9 protein-coding genes and 2 tRNA genes are annotated in these 18,665 nt (G+C 49.5%); 4 read left to right on the top strand and 7 right to left on the bottom strand.

Annotated features, from left to right (window positions below):
- The first annotated feature begins 45 nt into the window (after window positions 1-45).
- From AOV_RS01290 to cpg1, 3 genes are all read left to right on the top strand, one after another.
- Window positions 46-717, top strand: coding sequence for a glutathione S-transferase family protein (locus AOV_RS01290; RefSeq protein WP_075138819.1), 672 nt, complete (start codon window positions 46-48; stop codon window positions 715-717).
- 8 nt (window positions 718-725) lie between these two features.
- Window positions 726-1,454 (top strand): biotin--[acetyl-CoA-carboxylase] ligase, encoded by a 729-nt coding sequence (locus AOV_RS01285; RefSeq protein WP_075138818.1) that lies wholly within the window; start codon window positions 726-728, stop codon window positions 1,452-1,454.
- A gap of 464 nt (window positions 1,455-1,918) precedes the next feature.
- On the top strand, window positions 1,919-6,430 hold the full coding sequence (gene cpg1 / locus AOV_RS01265) for a Cpg1 family polymorphic protein (protein WP_199463074.1): 4,512 nt from the start codon (window positions 1,919-1,921) through the stop codon (window positions 6,428-6,430).
- Window positions 6,431-6,560: 130 nt separating this feature from the next.
- Here cpg1 and uvrC read toward each other — a convergent pair whose 3' ends face one another.
- The 3 genes from uvrC to AOV_RS01250 form a co-directional block, all read right to left on the bottom strand.
- Complete coding sequence (uvrC, locus tag AOV_RS01260) at window positions 6,561-8,402, bottom strand: excinuclease ABC subunit UvrC (protein WP_075138813.1); 1,842 nt, start codon at window positions 8,400-8,402, stop codon at window positions 6,561-6,563.
- Between the two features lie 278 nt (window positions 8,403-8,680).
- Window positions 8,681-8,752, bottom strand: a tRNA-Gly gene (locus AOV_RS01255).
- Window positions 8,753-8,808: 56 nt separating this feature from the next.
- Window positions 8,809-8,880, bottom strand: a tRNA-Gly gene (locus AOV_RS01250).
- A gap of 395 nt (window positions 8,881-9,275) precedes the next feature.
- On the opposite strand from AOV_RS01250, the gene purB reads away from it, so the two are divergent.
- Window positions 9,276-10,580 (top strand): adenylosuccinate lyase, encoded by a 1,305-nt coding sequence (gene purB / locus AOV_RS01245; RefSeq protein ID WP_075138812.1) that lies wholly within the window; start codon window positions 9,276-9,278, stop codon window positions 10,578-10,580.
- A 1,546-nt stretch (window positions 10,581-12,126) separates the two neighbouring features.
- On the opposite strand, the gene htpG is transcribed toward purB, so the two are convergent.
- From htpG to gyrA, 4 genes are all read right to left on the bottom strand, one after another.
- A complete protein-coding gene (gene htpG / locus AOV_RS01235) occupies window positions 12,127-14,061 on the bottom strand; it encodes a molecular chaperone HtpG (RefSeq protein WP_117374393.1) in 1,935 nt (644 codons plus the stop codon).
- Window positions 14,062-14,125: 64 nt separating this feature from the next.
- Window positions 14,126-14,731 carry a hypothetical protein gene (locus AOV_RS01230; protein ID WP_075138809.1) on the bottom strand — a complete coding sequence of 202 codons (606 nt, stop codon included), beginning with the start codon at window positions 14,729-14,731 and terminating at the stop codon, window positions 14,126-14,128.
- A gap of 331 nt (window positions 14,732-15,062) precedes the next feature.
- On the bottom strand, window positions 15,063-15,695 hold the full coding sequence (nth, locus tag AOV_RS01225; RefSeq protein ID WP_075138808.1) for an endonuclease III: 633 nt from the start codon (window positions 15,693-15,695) through the stop codon (window positions 15,063-15,065).
- Window positions 15,692-18,403, bottom strand: coding sequence for a DNA gyrase subunit A (gene gyrA, locus AOV_RS01220; RefSeq protein ID WP_075138807.1), 2,712 nt, complete (start codon window positions 18,401-18,403; stop codon window positions 15,692-15,694). The genes nth and gyrA overlap by 4 nt, the downstream gene beginning before the upstream one ends.
- Window positions 18,404-18,665: the final 262 nt, after the last annotated feature.

Below are 18,665 nucleotides of genomic sequence, written 5' to 3'. Positions count from 1 at the left end.
GCTTGAGTGTGGTATTGATGCACGGTTTGTTCATGCAGTTGCCAGATGGCCAATACTCTATACTACTTCCCGCCTTGCCCCTTCTCCAGAAAGGTAAGGGTGTTCATGAGGGAAAAAGGGCTGGATTTTTCCCTGGTAGAGGAAAACCCCTGGAGGCGTAGAAAGGAGTTTGTAGAGATCAACCCGGTGTGCCAGGTTCCGGTGTTGGTCAATGACAAGAGCGTAATAGTTGATAGTCAGGCTATATGTGAGTACATTGAAGAGGTGTGTGGCGGTGAGCCACGCATGGGCAGGTCTCCTTACGAGCGCGCCAAGGTACGCAGGCTTGTCTACTGGATAGATTGTAGGTTTTACCACGAAGTCACAAGGTATGTAATCAACGAAAAAATCGCTAAACAGTATACCAAGCACGGCAGCCCACCGAACCCTAGTTTGATCCGGGCTTCCATGTCGAACCTGCAGTCTCACGTCAGATATATGGAGCACCTCATAGACACCAATGGGTGGCTTGCATCCCGCGAGTTCACCCTTGCAGACGTTGCACTGGCTGCACACATCTCGTTGCTAGACTACATGGGCATTTTTCCTTGGGATTTGAGCCCTACACTTAAGGAGTGGTACTCTTTGATAAAGTCTAAGCCGTCATTCTCACAGATTCTGGGAGACAGAATACCAGGTTTCGCGCCCCCTGTGCACTACGCACAGCTGGATTTCTGAGTGCGGCCGTGCATGAATTTGCTATACACCACACCAGCGTATCACGCAGCACCAATTTGGAGGCCATAGAGCTCGCCCAGGGCGGTGCTGCGGACGGCACGGTGGTCATAGCTGATGAGCAAACCTCGGGTGCCGGCAGGCGCGGAAGGAAGTGGCACTCCCCCAAAGGCAATCTGTACTGCAGTATAATCACCAGAAGGAGTGCACAGGTGGCGGCCCTGTCTTTCTTATCGTCACTAGCGGTGGGAGTAACTTTAGAACAGGTTTTCGAGGCACACAACTGCAGCGCACAAAAAGCTTTGATCCGGTATAAGTGGCCAAACGACGTAATAGTGGGTGGTAAGAAAATCTCTGGGGTACTGGTCACAACCAAGGTGGTCGGTGGCGAAATTGATTGGGCCGTGTGCGGCATAGGAATAAATATGTACGCCCCTCCCCCGTATGCGGCTTCGCTGCATGACCATATCCCAGAACTGACGCTATCGAACTTAGAGCTCCTTGACCTAGTGCTACAAAATTTCGCCAAACTCCTGGATGTCCTCGAAAACATGGGGTTCCCACAGCTACGAAACCTGTGGATGCGCAGAGGTCATGCCCCCGGAGACAGAATCCGCATCATAACCAACAATAACGCGGTAACAGAAGGGAAGTTTGTGAACATAAACACCCACGGAGCAATGGTGCTAGAGTCAGATAGTGGAACCCTTACTACAGTAGATTACGGAGAAATCCTGTAAGTATCACCATCTGGTAATGGTTTAGTCATACTTTTCCGAAAAATGTGCGCAACTCTTGTGAGTAGGAACTGGCCATGAAGGCCGATTTTCTGCACAAGCTTGCACAACGTGGTTGCGTGTATCATTACATTACTGTACACTGAGAGATGTGGTTTGCGGCTAGTTTGTGCTGGTGGTTGTGTGTGCAGCTGCTTAGGCTTTTTCCCACAATTTTTCCCTCCGGTGCCGCGTTTGGGCGCGTAATTAGTTAAGGTACTACGTGTGGTAGCAGACACGTGTGTGGGGGTACTACACATTGACAATACACCACATGTGTGGTACAATTCCGAGTTAGCCTGATGGTGCTGCGTGTGCAGTTTTGAGTATTACTGTAGAGTCACCCAGTCTCACCTCCGGTCCTCCCTCCAGGCTTCGGGGGGGGGAGCTAACCGGTGTTCAAGCCAGCAAACTAGCCACCGTAAACCATGCCAAAAAGGTTTGTCGACGCAACAGAACAGTCTCTTATAAAGCTGCTCCAGGAAACGATGAAGCAGCACAACCCCTGGACAGGACTCAAGGGGAAGGCCGTGGGGATATTGCGCGATATCACTATACCCAAACCGCGGGACGCGCACAATCTGTCCATATTTGTAACTGAAGATTTCCTCTCAAAAATCTCAAACACCTACGAGAGTGAGCACGTTGGGTCTGCATTCATGAACGTGTTGTCCCTGGCAGATGAGGAAGTTAGGGAGCACTATCTGCGGGCAAATCGTTCGCCGACGTTCGCCCGGATGCTTATAGAGTTCAGGAATGCACTCAAAAATGGATACATCACAAGCTCTCTCTCAGATCTTAGTACGTTCACTGACTTTATCGATAAGATAGTTGAGCTCTCAAAGGGCACTGACCACGAAATAACGTACGAAAAGGGCATGTTCGTCGATACCGTAGCGGACGTCATAAACCCACAAGAAGCACTAACCCCTATGGAAAGGGCGCTAGCCGTGTCGGACAATTCCGTAAGCGGCAAAATCAAAAAAATGACACAGAAGAAGGCAAAGTCCTCTACCGAGGAATTGGGTCTACGTCTTGGTAGTAACGGTGGCAGCGGCCGGGAAGACATAGGAAATTCGGCAGTTGAGATCTTAATTGGGAACGATTATAGGCTTCTCTCCCCCGACTGGTTGCTGATGCGATCATTAGCTATAGCATATCTGCTCAAAAGAAAGGAACTAGGGCTGCCTGTAGCTGAGAGATGCCCCGATCAGGAAGAGCTGGAAGATATGTTCCACCAGGAAAGGAAATGCGCGGCACTACTTTACGGGTGCGTGCTGCTCTCTACATACGTGGAGGAAATCAGGCAAGCGGCAATTGCAGCGTATGAGAAAGCTAACCCAAAGGTGTCAAAAATCCTGAAACTGTGTAGGAAGGTGTCCCAACACTCAGGAAAAATGCTGGTTGCATATACAGCAATAATGCTGTCATCACTTATTGCCACTGCAGCATCCGGAGGCGTAGGTGCGGGGGCGATAGCAGGTACCGTGCTCGGATATACAGCAGCTGGGGGCATGTTGGCGGCTAATGCTCCTCAGCTAGGGCTGCTGGCTGCGCAGGGTGTAAAAACTTTGGGTAATGCGCTGGGAGTCACCACTACGGGAGCTGCAGCTTTATCGGCAGAAGCGGCGGCGGCAACGGCAGCAGCTGGAACAGCAGTGGAATCCACAACCGCGGCAGCAGCTGGAGCAGGGGCAGCTACTGGAGCCACTTTTACAAGCCCAGTGGCATTACCTGCGACCGTCATAATGACGTTAACAATGTACATAACGTTCCCTAGAGTTATGTTTAGTGGATATGAGGGTGAGTGGATTCGTAAATATACGGAGTCAGACGGCGGCAAGAGGGAGTTTAAACCTCCAAGCATGTGGTCCCCCCTTATTGCGTCCATGGGGCTAAAACTAATCATGAACACGCTGCTTGGGTTTACCCCTCACATAAAGTATCCGCCCTTTACTGCCGCGTTAGGATGGAGTCTGTATCGGCTGTATCTACCACTCTCATTAATTGAACAACCATCAAAGGTTCGTAATGCATATGAGGTCGCTGTATCTGCAACTTCTAGGAGAGAAAAATCAAATTTTCCGTACAGCACCAAAACTACCGTTGCATGCTGTTTAATAGGCCTTGTGGTCGAGCTTGCGCTTCACGCTGCGGGTTTTCACCTTCCATCGGAAGTATCAATGGCCCTAAACTTCCTCGTAAAAACAGCGAGGGTAGCAGCGTGGATTGGGCCGGTTATACACGCGCGAAAACATGGTAAAACAGTCTACACCAGGGAGTTTGAGCAAATCTTTTGGACCGACGGTTTCAAGGCGCTTACTGCCCCCCCAATTTTGCTACTTTTCGAACTCGCGAGCGGATCCCCGGCCTTTAACACTGCAGTGTTAGCTGGGGACATTCTCATATCACTAATTCCGGACATTATTTGCGGTAACAAACTTGGGGCGCTGAACGTTACCTCAGGTAAAATCGTGGCCCTGGAATCATTGATGAGAACCGCCCTTAGCCAAAAGTCGATACTCGAGCTGAGTATTGCTATGGCAATGCAAGACGAGCCTTCAGTGGCTCAGGAACACATGCAAACCTTACTGGAAAAACATTTTGGCAAGGATAAATATCAAGACCTGGGGCTGGACATCAAAGTGGATGAGGACGGCACCAGAAATCTGAGCCTAGAGGCAGAACGCAAGTGGAGGACAGTTATAGAAAACGCGGTATCATCCAGTGAGGAGGAGGATGAAGAACTGAGTGCGGAACATATACAAGACTTAATAAAAGAGCTTGCAACCGTCTATAAGACGACTGACACCGGCAGCGCAAATCCCGAAGCTGAAGATGATGAGAAAGTTTTGCGCGCACTAGAATCGCAGCACCCATTCCTGGCAGTACTGAGGGGCTCGACCCTCACTGAGGAGCAGAAAGCGGCTATGAAGGATTCGGCTGATAGACTAAGCAAGCTTGACGCGAATACACGGAAGAAGATACAGTTAGCGTTGGACGACTTTGAAGCGGAGTACCATGACCGGCTCATAGCCACCATGACAGACAGTCAGCGTGAGATGTTGGCTCAAGTGGTAGACCAGTTGTTGAAGGAGATCAAGCTGCCAGACACACTGGACGCACAAAAGAAAGCAGAATTAGAGAAGTCAGTAAGGAGTTTTAGGGACCGCATTAAAGCTTGGGATGGTAACAAGAACCCTTGGGAGGGCATATCACCAAACCTTGATGTGTCTGACCTCAACAAGATTTTGGAACAACCTGAGCATAACCAGGAATTTCTGGACTTCTTTGGCGCAAATGAAGATGTACTTGACCCGTTCGGCCCCTCAGCATTCGACAGGCAATTTGTTGCCGGTACTAGCGCAGCCTCGTCATCAACGTGTGATGTGCTACTGGGCGGCCAGGGTTCCACACAAAAGCGTGCAACCCATGGGCCAAGGACGGTAGGTAAGGCACAGCCGGACAAGAGCCAGAAATGTGGCTCCGGAGGCAAGAAGTACGTTGAGGTTGCGGGAGAGATAGTCAGAGGAGACGGCAGTGGCAAGGCTACACCTGCAACTAAACAGCCAGGACGCGGTGGTGGGAGCGCAAAACCAGGAGATTGGGGAGACCTGGTCATGAAGATATTGGAAAGCGATGACGCCGAAAGGGAGGAAGCAATCGGGGCAATGCTGAGGGGAGAATTACCTCAGCAATCCGCACAGGGTGAGAGTCCACAAGCAGCAAAAGAGCGTGGTAGCCGGCAGGCGCGGCAAGAGACGTCGTTATTCTTTGGCGCGAAACCCGGCGAAATAGGTAAGGGTGCTGTACCCGGTGGTGAGGCTGCTGCAGACAGTACCGTTGCAGATGATGGCGAAGACATAGAAGGCCTGTTTAAGACACTGCTCACCTTGCCAAAAAAAATGAAGAATAAGAGCGATGCTGAGGTTGAACAGTACCTGAACAGCTTTTTACTTGGTCTTAATAGCGGGCATGGTAGCCGAGGTCAGGCACAGCAAGCGCCATTATTTGGCACACAATCCGGCAAAATAGGCAAGGGTGCTGTACCCGGTGGTGAGGCTGCTGCAGGCAGTACCGTTGCGGATGATGACGAAGACATAGAAGGTCTGTTTAAGACACTGCTCACCTTGCCCCACAAAGAAATTATGAGCAAGAGCGATGATGAGGTTGGACAGTACCTCCTGCAACAATTAGATCAGCATGGCAAGAATGAGCGTGGCGGTCAGGAAGCAGCGCGGGGGGCCCAATCAACAAACCGCAGCAGGGGTGCTGGTATAGAAGTGCTAGAGGGCGAGGAGCATGCTCTAAGCTTCCTCGGTGGCATGTCGAGCAGCCAAGCAGGGACAGTATTTGAATACTCAAACTCACAACAACCTACAGGGGGGCAACAGAAACCCTCACAGAAAAGCGGCGCTACTGGGCTGAAAAAGCCACAAATGGTAACACAGTCTAGCGCTGGCCACGTGGAGGAATTTGAGATCGAAATAGACAATCTCCCCAAGCACAATGCTGATGCAACCATAAGGGGCTTGAAACAACAAGATAGCAAAGTACGCGACGGGGAAGACAGCATCGAGCTTTTCTTCGGGGAGGACGAAGAGTTGTTTGTCGCAGGTAGCACCGGAGATTACAGTGAGAGTGTTTTCGCGCAATATTTAGCAAGCTCTGCGCCACAAAAATCTCGCGCAACGGCGGGAGCAAGACCAAAAACTTCGACCATCCGCAGCACTGCAGCAGCAGAAGCTTATGAGCGGCAACCATCATCCGCTGCACAGACAGCTCAAAGATTGCTGCAGAAAACAGCGGCGCGTCCCGCTGGCAAAGTGACCCTCGGCCAGCTTTGGGGTGACAGCTACGACTTTGATGCAGGACCAAGTAGAGTCATAACTGGCTCCTCTGCCGTGCAGCCTGGTGATCGCAGCAGTAGAGCAAAGTAGTAGTTTCTGGTTGGCCCCCTATACATACGCAACAAATTCGCGCATTTCGCCAACACCAGCCCTAGGGTTCGTCTTACCCTATTCGCCGTACGGTGTTCAATCTTGTTACACAATGTCGCCCCGTATGCGGTCAGGATTGTGTACCTTGCTTGAGATAGGTGCATATTCTCTGTGCAAGCTTCATGCTAATTCCTGGCACCTTACTTATTTCGTCGGCCCTAGCGCGTTTCACACCGTCTATTGAGCCAAAATATGTGATCAGAGCCCCGCGCCTGGCACCACCAACCCCCGGTATGGCGCACAGAATCGCGGATGAAAGGGTTTTATCCCTGCTACTTCTGTGGGAGGTAATCGCAAACCTATGTGCCTCATCACGTATTTTTCGCATGTATAGCATCAGTTTACTATTAGGATCTAGACATATCTTCCTGCCATCCGGTAGGTAAAACACTTCTTCCCCTGCATTACGGTTACTACCTTTAGCCATACACGCAAAGGGAATGCCCAAGTCACCCAGCACCTGAATGGCCGAAGAAATATGCCCCCTACCCCCATCAATGAGCACAAAATCTGGTAGTGCTAATGAGCTCTCCTCTCTGAACCTTCTGAAGAGCACTTCGTGCATCATTGAATAGTCATCCCCGTTGAGCACCGTCTGAATTTTAAACTTGCGATACTCCTTTCTAAGAAGCCCATCTTTGCCACAAACTACCATAACTCCAAACGGGTGTGTGCCAGAAATATGGCTGTTGTCGTACACTTCTATCCTCTCCGGGGGATTTTGAAGCCCAAAAAACTCGGCAAGCTCCTCCAACTCTGCTGGAAGCGCCTTGTCGCGTAATCTGCGATTAAGGGCCTCCATCGCGCCATTACGTGCTAGCCTTAAAAACTTCAATTCCTCATGCGACTTTGCAGTCAGAACATCAACTTTACGCGTTAATAGCTCCTCCAACGCGGTATTTATTATCTCACAATAGTCACTTACACAGTCCACATATACTTTACCAGGAGGATCGCTGTACACTTGTAGCATGAACATGCCCAACACGTCTGATTCACTTTCATAATTGCCGTCATCAACAAAATACGGCTGGCTACCGTAGCTTATGCCTCCTCGGAAGGAGATAACTTGCAAGCAGTATGTGCCATGGCGCCCGTAGATCGATACAAAATCAGCATCACACGACATCTCCGTCTGAAATGACACACACTCTTGAATGGATTTTAGAGCCTGCAGCCTATCACGGTAGACCATGGCGCTTTCATAGTCCAGATCATCACTAAACTTGCGCATAGAATCAAACAGCTCTCTCTGCAACTCCTTACTCTTACCCGTCAAAACCTTGTGCGCCATATGCGCAGATTTCGCATAATCCTCTTCTGAGATCTTGCGGGTACACGGCGCCGAGCAGTTGCGCATTTCATATTCGATGCATGGCCTATCTCGCGAGGCGAAAAAGTTGTCTGAACATGACCGAAGTTGGAATGCCCTTCTAAGCGCAGATATAACCAGCTTTACCACTAGTGACGATATAAAAGGACCGTAGCATTTTCCTAGCCCGACCTCCTTTCTCCCCCTATACTTGACAATGCGCGGGTATTTGTGCTTCGAAAGCAGAATGTACGGGTAGAACTTATCGTCCCTCATTATTATATTATACTTCGGCTTTAGAGTTTTGATGAGTTGCGCCTCTAGCAGCAGCGCTTCCGCTTCGCTTTGCGTTACTATAACATCCAGCTCGGTTATATGGCCCACCATCGCCAGAATTCTGTCTGACATCTGATTAAAATTGTAGTAGCTACGTAGGCGCTTTTGCAAATCCTTAGCCTTGCCCACATACAGAACTAGGCCGTTAGCACCTAGCATCTTGTAGACACCAGCAACATCACAGGGAATTGAACTGACGGCTCTCTTTACCGCATCACGCGCAATACGGAGCCTACCGGCCAGATTTTTTTTCAGCACAGACACAATTTACCAAAGCCACGAAGTCAAGTCTCGCGCTAACGACGCCAAAAATCAAGACACTATGCCACGTTTGGTAGCAACATCTTGACATGCGTGCAAAGCATCGCCACTGTACCCAACATAATGCGACAACAGCTATCGGCTACGTATAACGTGTGTGACAATTAATGCAATAGATGTAATAGACAGAAAAACCGCAGTAGCCCGCACTATGGAAATGGCAAACCCACGCAATGGGAACAACCCTGTATTATAGCTGATGCGTCGCACTGCAACAAAAGAGCGGGAGAAGGGGATCGAACCCTCGGCCCCAACCTTGGGAAGGTCGTACTCTACCACTGAGCTACTCCCGCAAAAACTGCGCAATGCGCGACCATGCAGCCTGGCAGACAAACCTACAAAAGCAATGAGCGGGAGAAGGGGATCGAACCCTCGGCCCTAACCTTGGCAAGGTTATACTCTACCACTGAGCTACTCCCGCAACTGCAGCGCTCAATGATAAATGAGCGCAAATTATGAATCAAGAAAATAAATTACTAAATTCAGCGCTTCATGGGCAGAGATGAAACATTGAATGGGAGACCGCGCCGAGCAGTATCACAGCACATAGGCTCTATATACACTACACACTCTTTGTGCAATACCACATCTTGGCTTTACCAGGGGCACCATACCAATCTGAGTGTGGCCACACAGTGCAGTTTATACCATGATCTTACCTAAGCCTGCTATGCTTGAACACCATACCAGCGGGCAATATAGCGCTATTTGCACGTCTAGCAGAATGTGTAAATGGCATATGTTGGCATATCGTATGTTATTGCAAAAGCTGCGGATCTGTTGCATTATTAACCTGTTAATCTTTTGGGCCCTGGCGTGATAGAGCGTTACAGTCTTCCGGAAATGGTTGAAATCTGGGAAGAGAAAACAAAGTATGAAATTTGGATGGCTATAGAGGTTTTGGCCTGCGAGGCCCAAGTTAAGTTGGGGGTCGTCCCTAGCCACATACTAGATGGTCTGCGCAACCTTGAGGGCAACTTCGACATACACAGGATCCAAGCCATAGAGGCGGAAGTAAAGCATGACGTTATAGCGTTTTTATCCTACGTCGCAGAGTCCTCAAACACAGACATAAGATATCTGCACTATGGTATGACCAGTTCTGATGTGCTAGATACATGCCTTTCGCTGAGGTTAAAACGGTCCTGTGACATTCTTCTGAAAAATATTGAAGAAGTCATGCACGCGTTGGAGGCAAGATCAAAAGCAACAAAATATCTATTGTGCGTCGGCAGGAGCCACGGCGTGCACGCAGAGCCGATAACATTCGGGCTCAAGCTCGCAAGGTTCTATGCCGAATTCGCGCGTAATTACCAACGTTTGGTGAGCGCGCAGCAAGAAATATCAGTGTGCAAGATCTCCGGCGCTATGGGCAATTTTGCCCACCTTGATCCATCAGTGGAAGAATATGTAGCACAGAAACTGGGGTTGGTACCTGAAACTATAGCATCCCAGGTGATACCGCGGGATCGGTATGCGGTACTTTTTGCAATCTTCGGTGTGATAGCCTCCTCGATAGAAAGAGTCGCCACGGAACTCCGCCATTTACAACAAACGGAAGTTTTGGAGGTGGCTGAACCGTTTACGTCCGGGCAAAAAGGCAGTTCTGCTATGCCGCACAAAAAAAATCCCATTCTGGGTGAGAATTTGACTGGCCTATCCAGGATGGTGCGCAGCTATGTTATTCCCGCTATGGAAAATGTTGCATTATGGCATGAGCGCGACATTTCCCATTCTTCGGTTGAGCGGTTCATAGCACCAGATGCCTGCATAACTCTGAACTTCGCGCTTGTGCGCCTAGCCGGTGTTTTACGTGACATGAAAATTGATGAGGAGAGGATCAAGGCAAATCTGAACTCTTCCAAAGGCGTGTTGCTTTCGCAGCGTGTTTTGTTAGCGTTAGTAGATGCGGGTATGAGCAGAGAAAGTGCGTATAAGGTAGTACAAGACAGCGCCATGGATACCTTGAACAATGGCAGCAACTTCATAGATAATGTGAGGACCCACAAGCTTCTTGAAAAGATCACGCCAGGAGTTTTAGACTCACTTTCCAACCTTGATTACTACACGCAACACGTTGATTTCATATTCGACAAAACGTTCGGCAAAAAGCATAAGTAGCAGATCGCACCACATATATGGGGGGCATGGCTACCAGTCAGTGAATCTCTACAGCGGCACGGCATTCCCAAATGTACTCTAAAACACAAGCAAAAAGGAATGTGCTCGTCCAGTGCGTGGCGCCCAACTGGCACGTGTTAGTTAGATCCCACACGTGAGCATCAGGAAGTTAGAAGGAAACCGGAGTTTGTCGCTATAACTAGGAGGCTAGGACAGCGTAGCGCCGCGCATTACTAGTGTATTTTTCTGGAAGCAGCTCGCTAGGCCACACAACGGATCTAAAATTCCTCCCATACACAACAAGAAAAGCCGATAGGGCGGAAATGCGCACAGCTCCCGGCTGTCTCTGGTGCGTAAACCGCAACCATCGGGAAGACTAGCGCGCACGCACAGAACACCGGTGGCAGTTCCACGCAACAAAGAAATGTACACGAACAAAAAATCCGGCTCCCCCGCACAAAAATCAAACATCCCTATTGACTAAGGGAAGCACTCCGGCTACAATGCGGGTAACCTGATTAAGAAATTAATTGGGCAACTGGGGCTTTGTTCTACGGTCAATGCATAACCATTAGGTAACACACACACACTTTATCTTAGTAGAACAAAGCCACCTAAGCTCCCCGCTTGGTGGTAATTCTACATACTTCACCAAGGAATCGCAAGTGTTTTTTGTTGGTGTGTGCCCTTTCGGCTACTCACACGCTGGTGTTGTGTTATAAAAGCCTCACCCAGAAATGTGCGCGGCGTACCTGGGTCAGCTCCGGAAATTTTAAACTTAGATTACTCACAACTACCCTGCACCAGCGGAGTTTTTACACCTACATTCCTACGGGTGGCACAGACTTATGTGTTCATGCGTTACGCAATAGCGCTGTGTACGTAAGTAATATCGAAATGCTACTAGTAAGCCGGTTGATCATTTCTCGTGGCAAGATCTGCACGCACACGGGGCCCTGGGGCAGTGACGTTGCGAGCCCAGATAATAGCCATGTGTTCATGTATTCCGCAGCAGCATGAAACTTGTCTAACTTTTGGCACCAAATCCTGGATGAGCAGTACAAACGCAGTGAGTGTCTCGAAACAAGTGATGGTGATAACCGATTTGAAGCTGGTCTTAGAACATGTTTGGAATACTGCAACAATTCGGGGTCCTAGAGCGATAACGTCACAAGCCTGGATCACAGTAGACTTAAGGAGAGATCAAGGCTGTCACACTTCCCTGCTGTAGGCATTTTTAAATTCCAATGCACTACGGCAACTCCTGCAAAAAGCCGCAACGAGCGTGCGTAAAGCAATACCGAAATGCTACTAGTAAGCCGGTTGATCTTTCTCGTGGCAAGATCTGCACGCACACGGGGTCATTCGCTGTCCTAGCATGCGGCATGGATCGCAGCCACAAACACCGGTGCAGACAACGCGCTGCATCATGCTCACAACACGCGCAGCGCAACACTCTGACTAAAAACGGATTCGGTAGGCCACCAGCCGCGCGGCCAAACTTGCCCACACACCGCGCGGTGCCAACACGCACAAGCGTACGTCCCTACTTCTTGAACAGCCCGGCCAGTACTTGATTCATGCGATTCGCAAAGTCAACCGCGCTGTTGACCTCTTCACCCTCTATGATGCAGGCTTGATCGAACAGGATGTGCACCATGTTTTCCAGCAATTCGCTCTCCCCGTTGTCTTTGTATTCCCTGAGCAGCCCACTTAAAACGGGATGCTTTATATTGAGCTCAAGTATCCTACTACCCTTATAACTAAGCTGCTTTTGCTCCCTCAAGAATCTCTCCATCCTTATGTCCAGCGCGTGCTCCGGCACGGCAAGACACACGAGGCTAGTAGTGAGCTTACGCGAAACTTTGATATCACTAACAGAATCCCCCAGCACTTTTTTCATGTAAGTGATAAAGGCATCCACATTTTCCTTCTGCTGTGCGTCGTCAGCGTCCTTCTTCTCCTTTTTCTTCTTCTTACCTTGGTCATCACTTTCGGTGAACTTCTCTAGGTCACTCTCGTCCACACGAGTCACAGACTTAAACGGCACCCCCTTGTATTCGAGCACCACACTGGTCCAAAAATCATCCACCGGGTCCACAAGCAGTACCACCTCAATCCCATTACTGACCATTCCCTCTATTTGCGGACTACGCATTGCAGATTCAAGGTCATTTCCAGACAGATAAAAAATGTGCTCCTGCCCGGGCTTCATCCTGGATATGTAATCCCCCAGACTTATAAGCTCCCCTTCCTTGCTGTTACTGCTGTAAAACCTGCACACAGAGAGGATAGCCTCCCTAGATTCGGTGTCCATTGCCTCACACAGACCCTCCTTGAGTACTGGGCCGAAATTCTCCCAGAATGTTTTGTAACTTGCCGGATCACTGTCTGCCTTCTTTCGGAGTGAGGTAAGCACCTTTCTGGTCACAGAGGCCTTGATCTTCTCGATTACCGTGCTGTTCTGCAAAGTCTCCCTGCTAATATTCAGCGGCAAGTCGGACGAATCAATCACGCCCCTCAGAAACCGTAGATACTGTGGAATAACCTGCACGTTATCTTCAGTGATGAACACCCTATTTACATACAGTTTTACGGAACACCGCCTGTCCGGGTGAAACAAATCGAATGGCTTCACAGAAGGAACATACAGCAGATTTATGTATTCTATAGTTCCCTCATTCTTATTGTGTATTACCATCCATGGATTGCTACCTATGTGTGAAATGGAGCGAAAAAACTCCATATGTTCGCTTTCAGAAACCGCATCTTTCGGCTTCGTCCATATTGCAACCCCACTATTTAGTTTTTCCTCAGTGCCGTCGCTTGTTATTAGGTATATAGGGTAACCGACATGGTCGGAGTATGTGGTCACTATGTGTTCAATGCGGAACTTATCGAGAAAATCGTGTTCGTTTTCCCTGAGTGTTAGGATAACTTTGGTGCCCCTGCTTACATCTCCATCAATCTTCGATACAGAAAAGACGCCGTCTCCCGAAGACTGCCACCTATAGCCTACCTTCTCTCCAGCTTTGCACGATTCCACAACAACATTAGTAGCAACCATGAACACTGAGTAGAACCCAACGCCAAACTTCCCGATCAAGTCACACCCCTGCGCCTTGTCGCCTTTTAATTCCTCCAAGAATCTCTGGGTTCCAGAACTAGCAATCGTCCCCAGATTATCTATCAGCTCCTTGCGGCTCATCCCTATGCCGTTGTCCCGAATAGTAAGCTCTCGCCTATCTCTGTCTACACTGATAACAATCCTCAGCTCTTCTCCCGCCTCCATAAGGCTTTGGTCAGACAAAAACAAATACCTGAGCTTGTCACAGGCATCAGATGCGTTCGAAATAACCTCGCGCAGGAAGATGTCCTTATTAGTGTACAGGGAATGCACCACAAGACTAAGAACCTTGCCTACCTCGGCGCCAAATTTCAACTCCTCAATGTCCCCATAGTACCGCTCTACTCCAACCAATCCAACAATCCTACTCTACCTAACCACTAGGTACGAATTTTTCAAGCCCTAACTCACATAAAATCTAATCGCCATAAACTCTCAATAGGCTCTCCACGCTACTCCTGACCTCCGGGCTAGAAGCAGTGTCCCCCAATATCTCTCGCATAATACTCACGGCATAGTTCACGTCATTGCGCCTAAGTTGCAGCACCACCAGAGCCTCCTTCGCTGAGGACTTGTATACCCCATCCTTACTCGAGGCAAGTTGCATAAGCTTGCTCTCAAGCTCAGGACCAGTCTCACCTAGACTCATAGACAAAATAACGCTCAAATACTCAGCCAACTCTCTCAGCTCACGGGTAAGCCCCTTAACCGCAGCCAGTTCCGTGTACACGTCGCGCGCGGCAGCCACGTTCTTCTTATCCTTCACATAGGAATGCGCTAACCTAAACTTTGCCAGATGGGCGCCTGTACTTCCACCACGTGATGCCTCCTCTAGGCTTTTCATACCCTCCTCACCAGTGCCCTTTAGCGCAAAGTACACCGCGTCACCACTTCGTTCAAACATTTCTTCACGACGATTCTCAAGTAGGAATGCAGCCCCGGAGGCGCCCAGCACAAGCAGCACGAGGACGATCACTAAACCCCTAAACCTGACGAAAAACCCCCTGACAGCTTCCCTTTCCATTACCTACACCAAACACATGCCCCGCCGATAGTACTGTAGTGACACCTATTCTCGTAGTCAAGGTTTTGGTGGCATCCGTGGCACACTATTCACCGCCTGGTGATATAGGACTTCGTGCCACCACACTTGCGCCACAGCAACAAATTACAAGAGGCGCGGGTCTAGCCAGTATTACGCGAACTTAGAAAATAAAACCGCAACAATTTGGGAATAGCCAGCTACAGTACGGAGAACAGGTGCAGCAGAATTGGGAGCACCCCGTTGCAGATCTAACCACGCACAACCACACCGGAACTGGCACAGCCAGCAATAAGACTCGTAATGCCAAACGCTAATTTTGCGACCATTGATCGCGGCTATGGCACAGGTCACTAACAACGCACTTATTGCACAGGGGAGCGCGCGCCTTGCACACATATCTTCCATGTAACACTAACCAGTGATGGGCATACAGCTTCCACTTCTCTGGTACAACCCTGTTAAGCGAATTCTCCACTCCTAGGACAGTACTCTCCTTGACCAACCCTATTCTATTGCTAACCCTAAAAACGTGGGTATCAACCGCAATAGCAGGAATGCCAAACGCAGAATTCAAAAACACACTTGCGCTTTTTCTGCCAACCCCGGGGAGGTCAGTCAAAGTGGTAAAGTCCCTTGGTACCGTGCCGCCATGATCTTTCACAAGTATCTCACTCAGCTGTATTATGTTCTTTGCCTTGGAGTTGTACAGCCCTATACTGTTTATATAACCCTTCAGCCCACTCTCCCCCAAGGCCAGCATCTTCTGAGGCGAATCTGCCACGTCAAACAGCTTATCTGTGATTTTATTGACACTGACATCAGTGGTACGTGCGGACAGCACTATGGCGACCAGCAGGGTGAATTCATTCCGGTACCGCAACTCTATACGTGGGTGCGGATTGTCCTCTGAAAATCTACTGAAGAGCAAATCAACGTCTTTCATTGTTCTTCATCACCCGCAGGCCGCTCTTCATCTTCTTCCTTGCTACCATCAACTACGGTAGCCACGGACACAACCCTTTCGCCTTTTTCAGTCTTAAACAGAGTGACACCCTGAGTGCTACGCCCGACAACCCTGATATCAGTCACCGCTATACGAATCAGCTTGCCTTTGTCAGTAATCAACATAACCTGATCGGTCTGGGAAACGGGAAAGCTGGCAACCACATTGCCGTTCCGCACTGTCGTCAAAATATTGACAACCCCTACTCCGCCCCGTGAGGTGATACGATACTCGTACGCGGATGTTCTCTTTCCAAACCCATTCTCAGTGACTGTTAATATAAACTGTTCGCTGCGCGCCATTTCCAAAAATTGCTCCCGCTCGATGGCCTGCTCCTCGAGCATTCGCGCGACCTCACCACTGACTTCACCGCTCTGGGATGCGGCAACTCTGGCTTCCACCGGGATCCTCAGATAAGATTCCTTGAGCTCAGAGCTCGCCTCTATGCCATGCAACACAGACATGGAAATCACTTGATCACCCGTAGAAAGCCTGATGGCCCTAACCCCATCTGACGTCCTACCACGGAACTGCCTAACATTACTAACGGCAAATCTGATGCTTTTACCCAACCTACTGGAAAGCAGCACATGATCTGCATGCCTGCATACGTGTGCGGATATCAACTGGTCACCAGGAGTCAGAACCATAGCGATTTTCCCACTCGATGGTACATACTGAAAGTCCGACAACGCATTACGCCTTATGTTACCAGAGGCGGTTGCAAACACTACATCAAGGTTTGCTATGCCTACTTCGTCATCACAGCTGGGAAGCGGCATTACACTGGTAACAGTCTCCCCATCAGAAAGCGGAAAAATATTCACCAGGGATCTACCGCGAGAACTGGGCTCACCCAGCGGAAGTCTGTACACCTTTAACTTGTATACCTTACCCACGTTGGAAAAGAACAGCACGCTGGTGTGGGTGTCCACCACAAACAGCTTGGTGGTAACGTCCTCTTCCTTTACCCCCTGAGCCACGCGCCCCTTACCACCGCGCTTTTGCGCCCTATAGTTAGATAGTTTCACGCGTTTCACGAACCCATTCATGGTAACCGTGACAACCATTTCCTCCCTCGGGATTAGGCTTTCCGCGTCAATCTCATCAACAGATTGCTCTATGGCCGTGCTTCTAGGTTTGGCAAGCTTCGCCTTCGCATCCAGCAACCCTTGCTTGACTACATCCATCAGCAAGGAATCCGTACTCAAAATTTTGGTATACTCGGTGATCAGGGCAACCATGGATTCCAGTTCTGCCTCTAGCTTGTCTTTCTCAAGCCCGGTAAGGCGCTGTAGCCTCATCTCCAGGATGGCTTTTACCTGAGGAACGGTCAGCTGGTACATCCCTCCCTCAACAACACCGGTGCTGTCAGACACCAACTCTATCATGTTTTTGATATCTGTAGAGGGAGACCACCTACGCTCCCGCAGCGCAGCAGAGGCCTCAGCACCGTCCTTTGAGGATTTGATAATCGAGACAACTTCATCAATATTCAACACCGCAATATACATCCCTATGTACAGGTGTGCTTTTTCTCTAATTTTCCTTAGCCTGAACCTCGTCCTACGGACTATAACTTCTTTTCTGAAGTCAACAAACGTGGCGATAATCTCGGGTAAGGACATAACCCGGGGCTTGTTATTCTCCAGCACAAGCGTATTAATACTAAAACTTGTGCGAAGGGGCGTGAGCCCCAAAAGCTGATTGAGTACAACTTGGGAATCCACCTGCCGCTTGAGCTCTATTGCGACTCGCACGCCAGATTTGTTAGACTCATCACGAAGATCGGCAACACCCTCTATCTTCTTCTCCTTGATGAGCTCATGAATCCTCTCAACAAGCTTTGCCTTGTTAACCTGATATGGGATCTCATCAACAATAATGGCCTGCCTGCCAGAGGGCAGCTCCTCCGTATGCGTTCTACCACGAATGACTATGGTACCCCTACCAGAAGCAAAAGCAGACCGGATCCCGGCATCTCCCATAATAACCCCACCGGTTGGGAAGTCTGGCCCGGGAATTATGGCCATTAATTCGTCTAGGGTTATGTCAGGACGCTCTATATACGCCACACATGCGTCAACAACCTCACCCAGATTGTGTGATGGAATGTTCGTGGACATACCGACAGCAACCCCACCCGCACCATTAACTAGCAAGTTCGGGAACTCAGCAGGTAGTATTACTGGCTCTTCCTCATTCTCGTCATAGTTAGGGCGAAAATCCACGGTGTCTTCATCAATATCGCTGAGTAGAAAGTGCGCGGCCTCAGACAACCTGGCTTCCGTATACCTCATGGAAGCGGGAGGATCCCCATCTATAGAACCAAAGTTTCCCTGGCTGTCAATAAGCGGAACCAGGAGAGAAAAATCCTGAGCCATCCTCACCAGCGCGTCATAAATGGCGGTGTCAGCATGCGGGTGATACCTACCCATCACATCACCCACAACGCGGGCAGCTTTTTTGTAGGGCTTGTTGTGGTCATACCCTGACTTGTACATAGAGTACAAAATTCTTCTATGAACCGGCTTTAAACCATCGCGGATATCAGGTATCGCCCTGCTTACAATTACGCTCATGGCGTAAGAAAGGTATGAGCTTTCCAGCTCTTTCTCTATGGAAACCGGTAAAACGCCCCCGCTCATCTGGACAAGGAACACCACAATCTACAAGACCACCCATCTTAGTTCCCCGAATCACCGAGGTCAAGGCAATTGTTTGCAAGACACGCACCAAATTCAAGTCTGAAATGTGCCTGGCAGCCCTAGCGAGTAGCACCTTGTGGCCTGGTTGCCGTGCTGCGCGACACCTTACCGGTGTGACGGGGCAGTGCGGATAACAATGCCCGGTGACCCACCAACCATAACGCGCATCTTAAGCACACCCCCAAACAAACTACATGGTTTA

Source organism: Anaplasma ovis str. Haibei, assembly GCF_002214625.1.
GTDB classification, from domain to species: domain Bacteria; phylum Pseudomonadota; class Alphaproteobacteria; order Rickettsiales; family Anaplasmataceae; genus Anaplasma; species Anaplasma ovis.
This window is presented reverse-complemented; position numbering and strand designations above follow the sequence as displayed.

Excerpts from the sequence above, each read along its gene's own strand:
- cpg1 (WP_199463074.1), top strand. The coding sequence starts at position 1,919 with ATGCCAAAAAGGTTTGTCGACGCAACAGAACAGTCTCTTATAAAGCTG.
- nth (WP_075138808.1), bottom strand. The coding sequence starts at position 15,695 with ATGAAAGACGTTGATTTGCTCTTCAGTAGATTTTCAGAGGACAATCCG.
- gyrA (WP_075138807.1), bottom strand. The coding sequence starts at position 18,403 with ATGAGCGGGGGCGTTTTACCGGTTTCCATAGAGAAAGAGCTGGAAAGC.
- AOV_RS01230 (WP_075138809.1), bottom strand. The coding sequence starts at position 14,731 with ATGGAAAGGGAAGCTGTCAGGGGGTTTTTCGTCAGGTTTAGGGGTTTA.
- AOV_RS01290 (WP_075138819.1), top strand. The coding sequence starts at position 46 with ATGGCCAATACTCTATACTACTTCCCGCCTTGCCCCTTCTCCAGAAAG.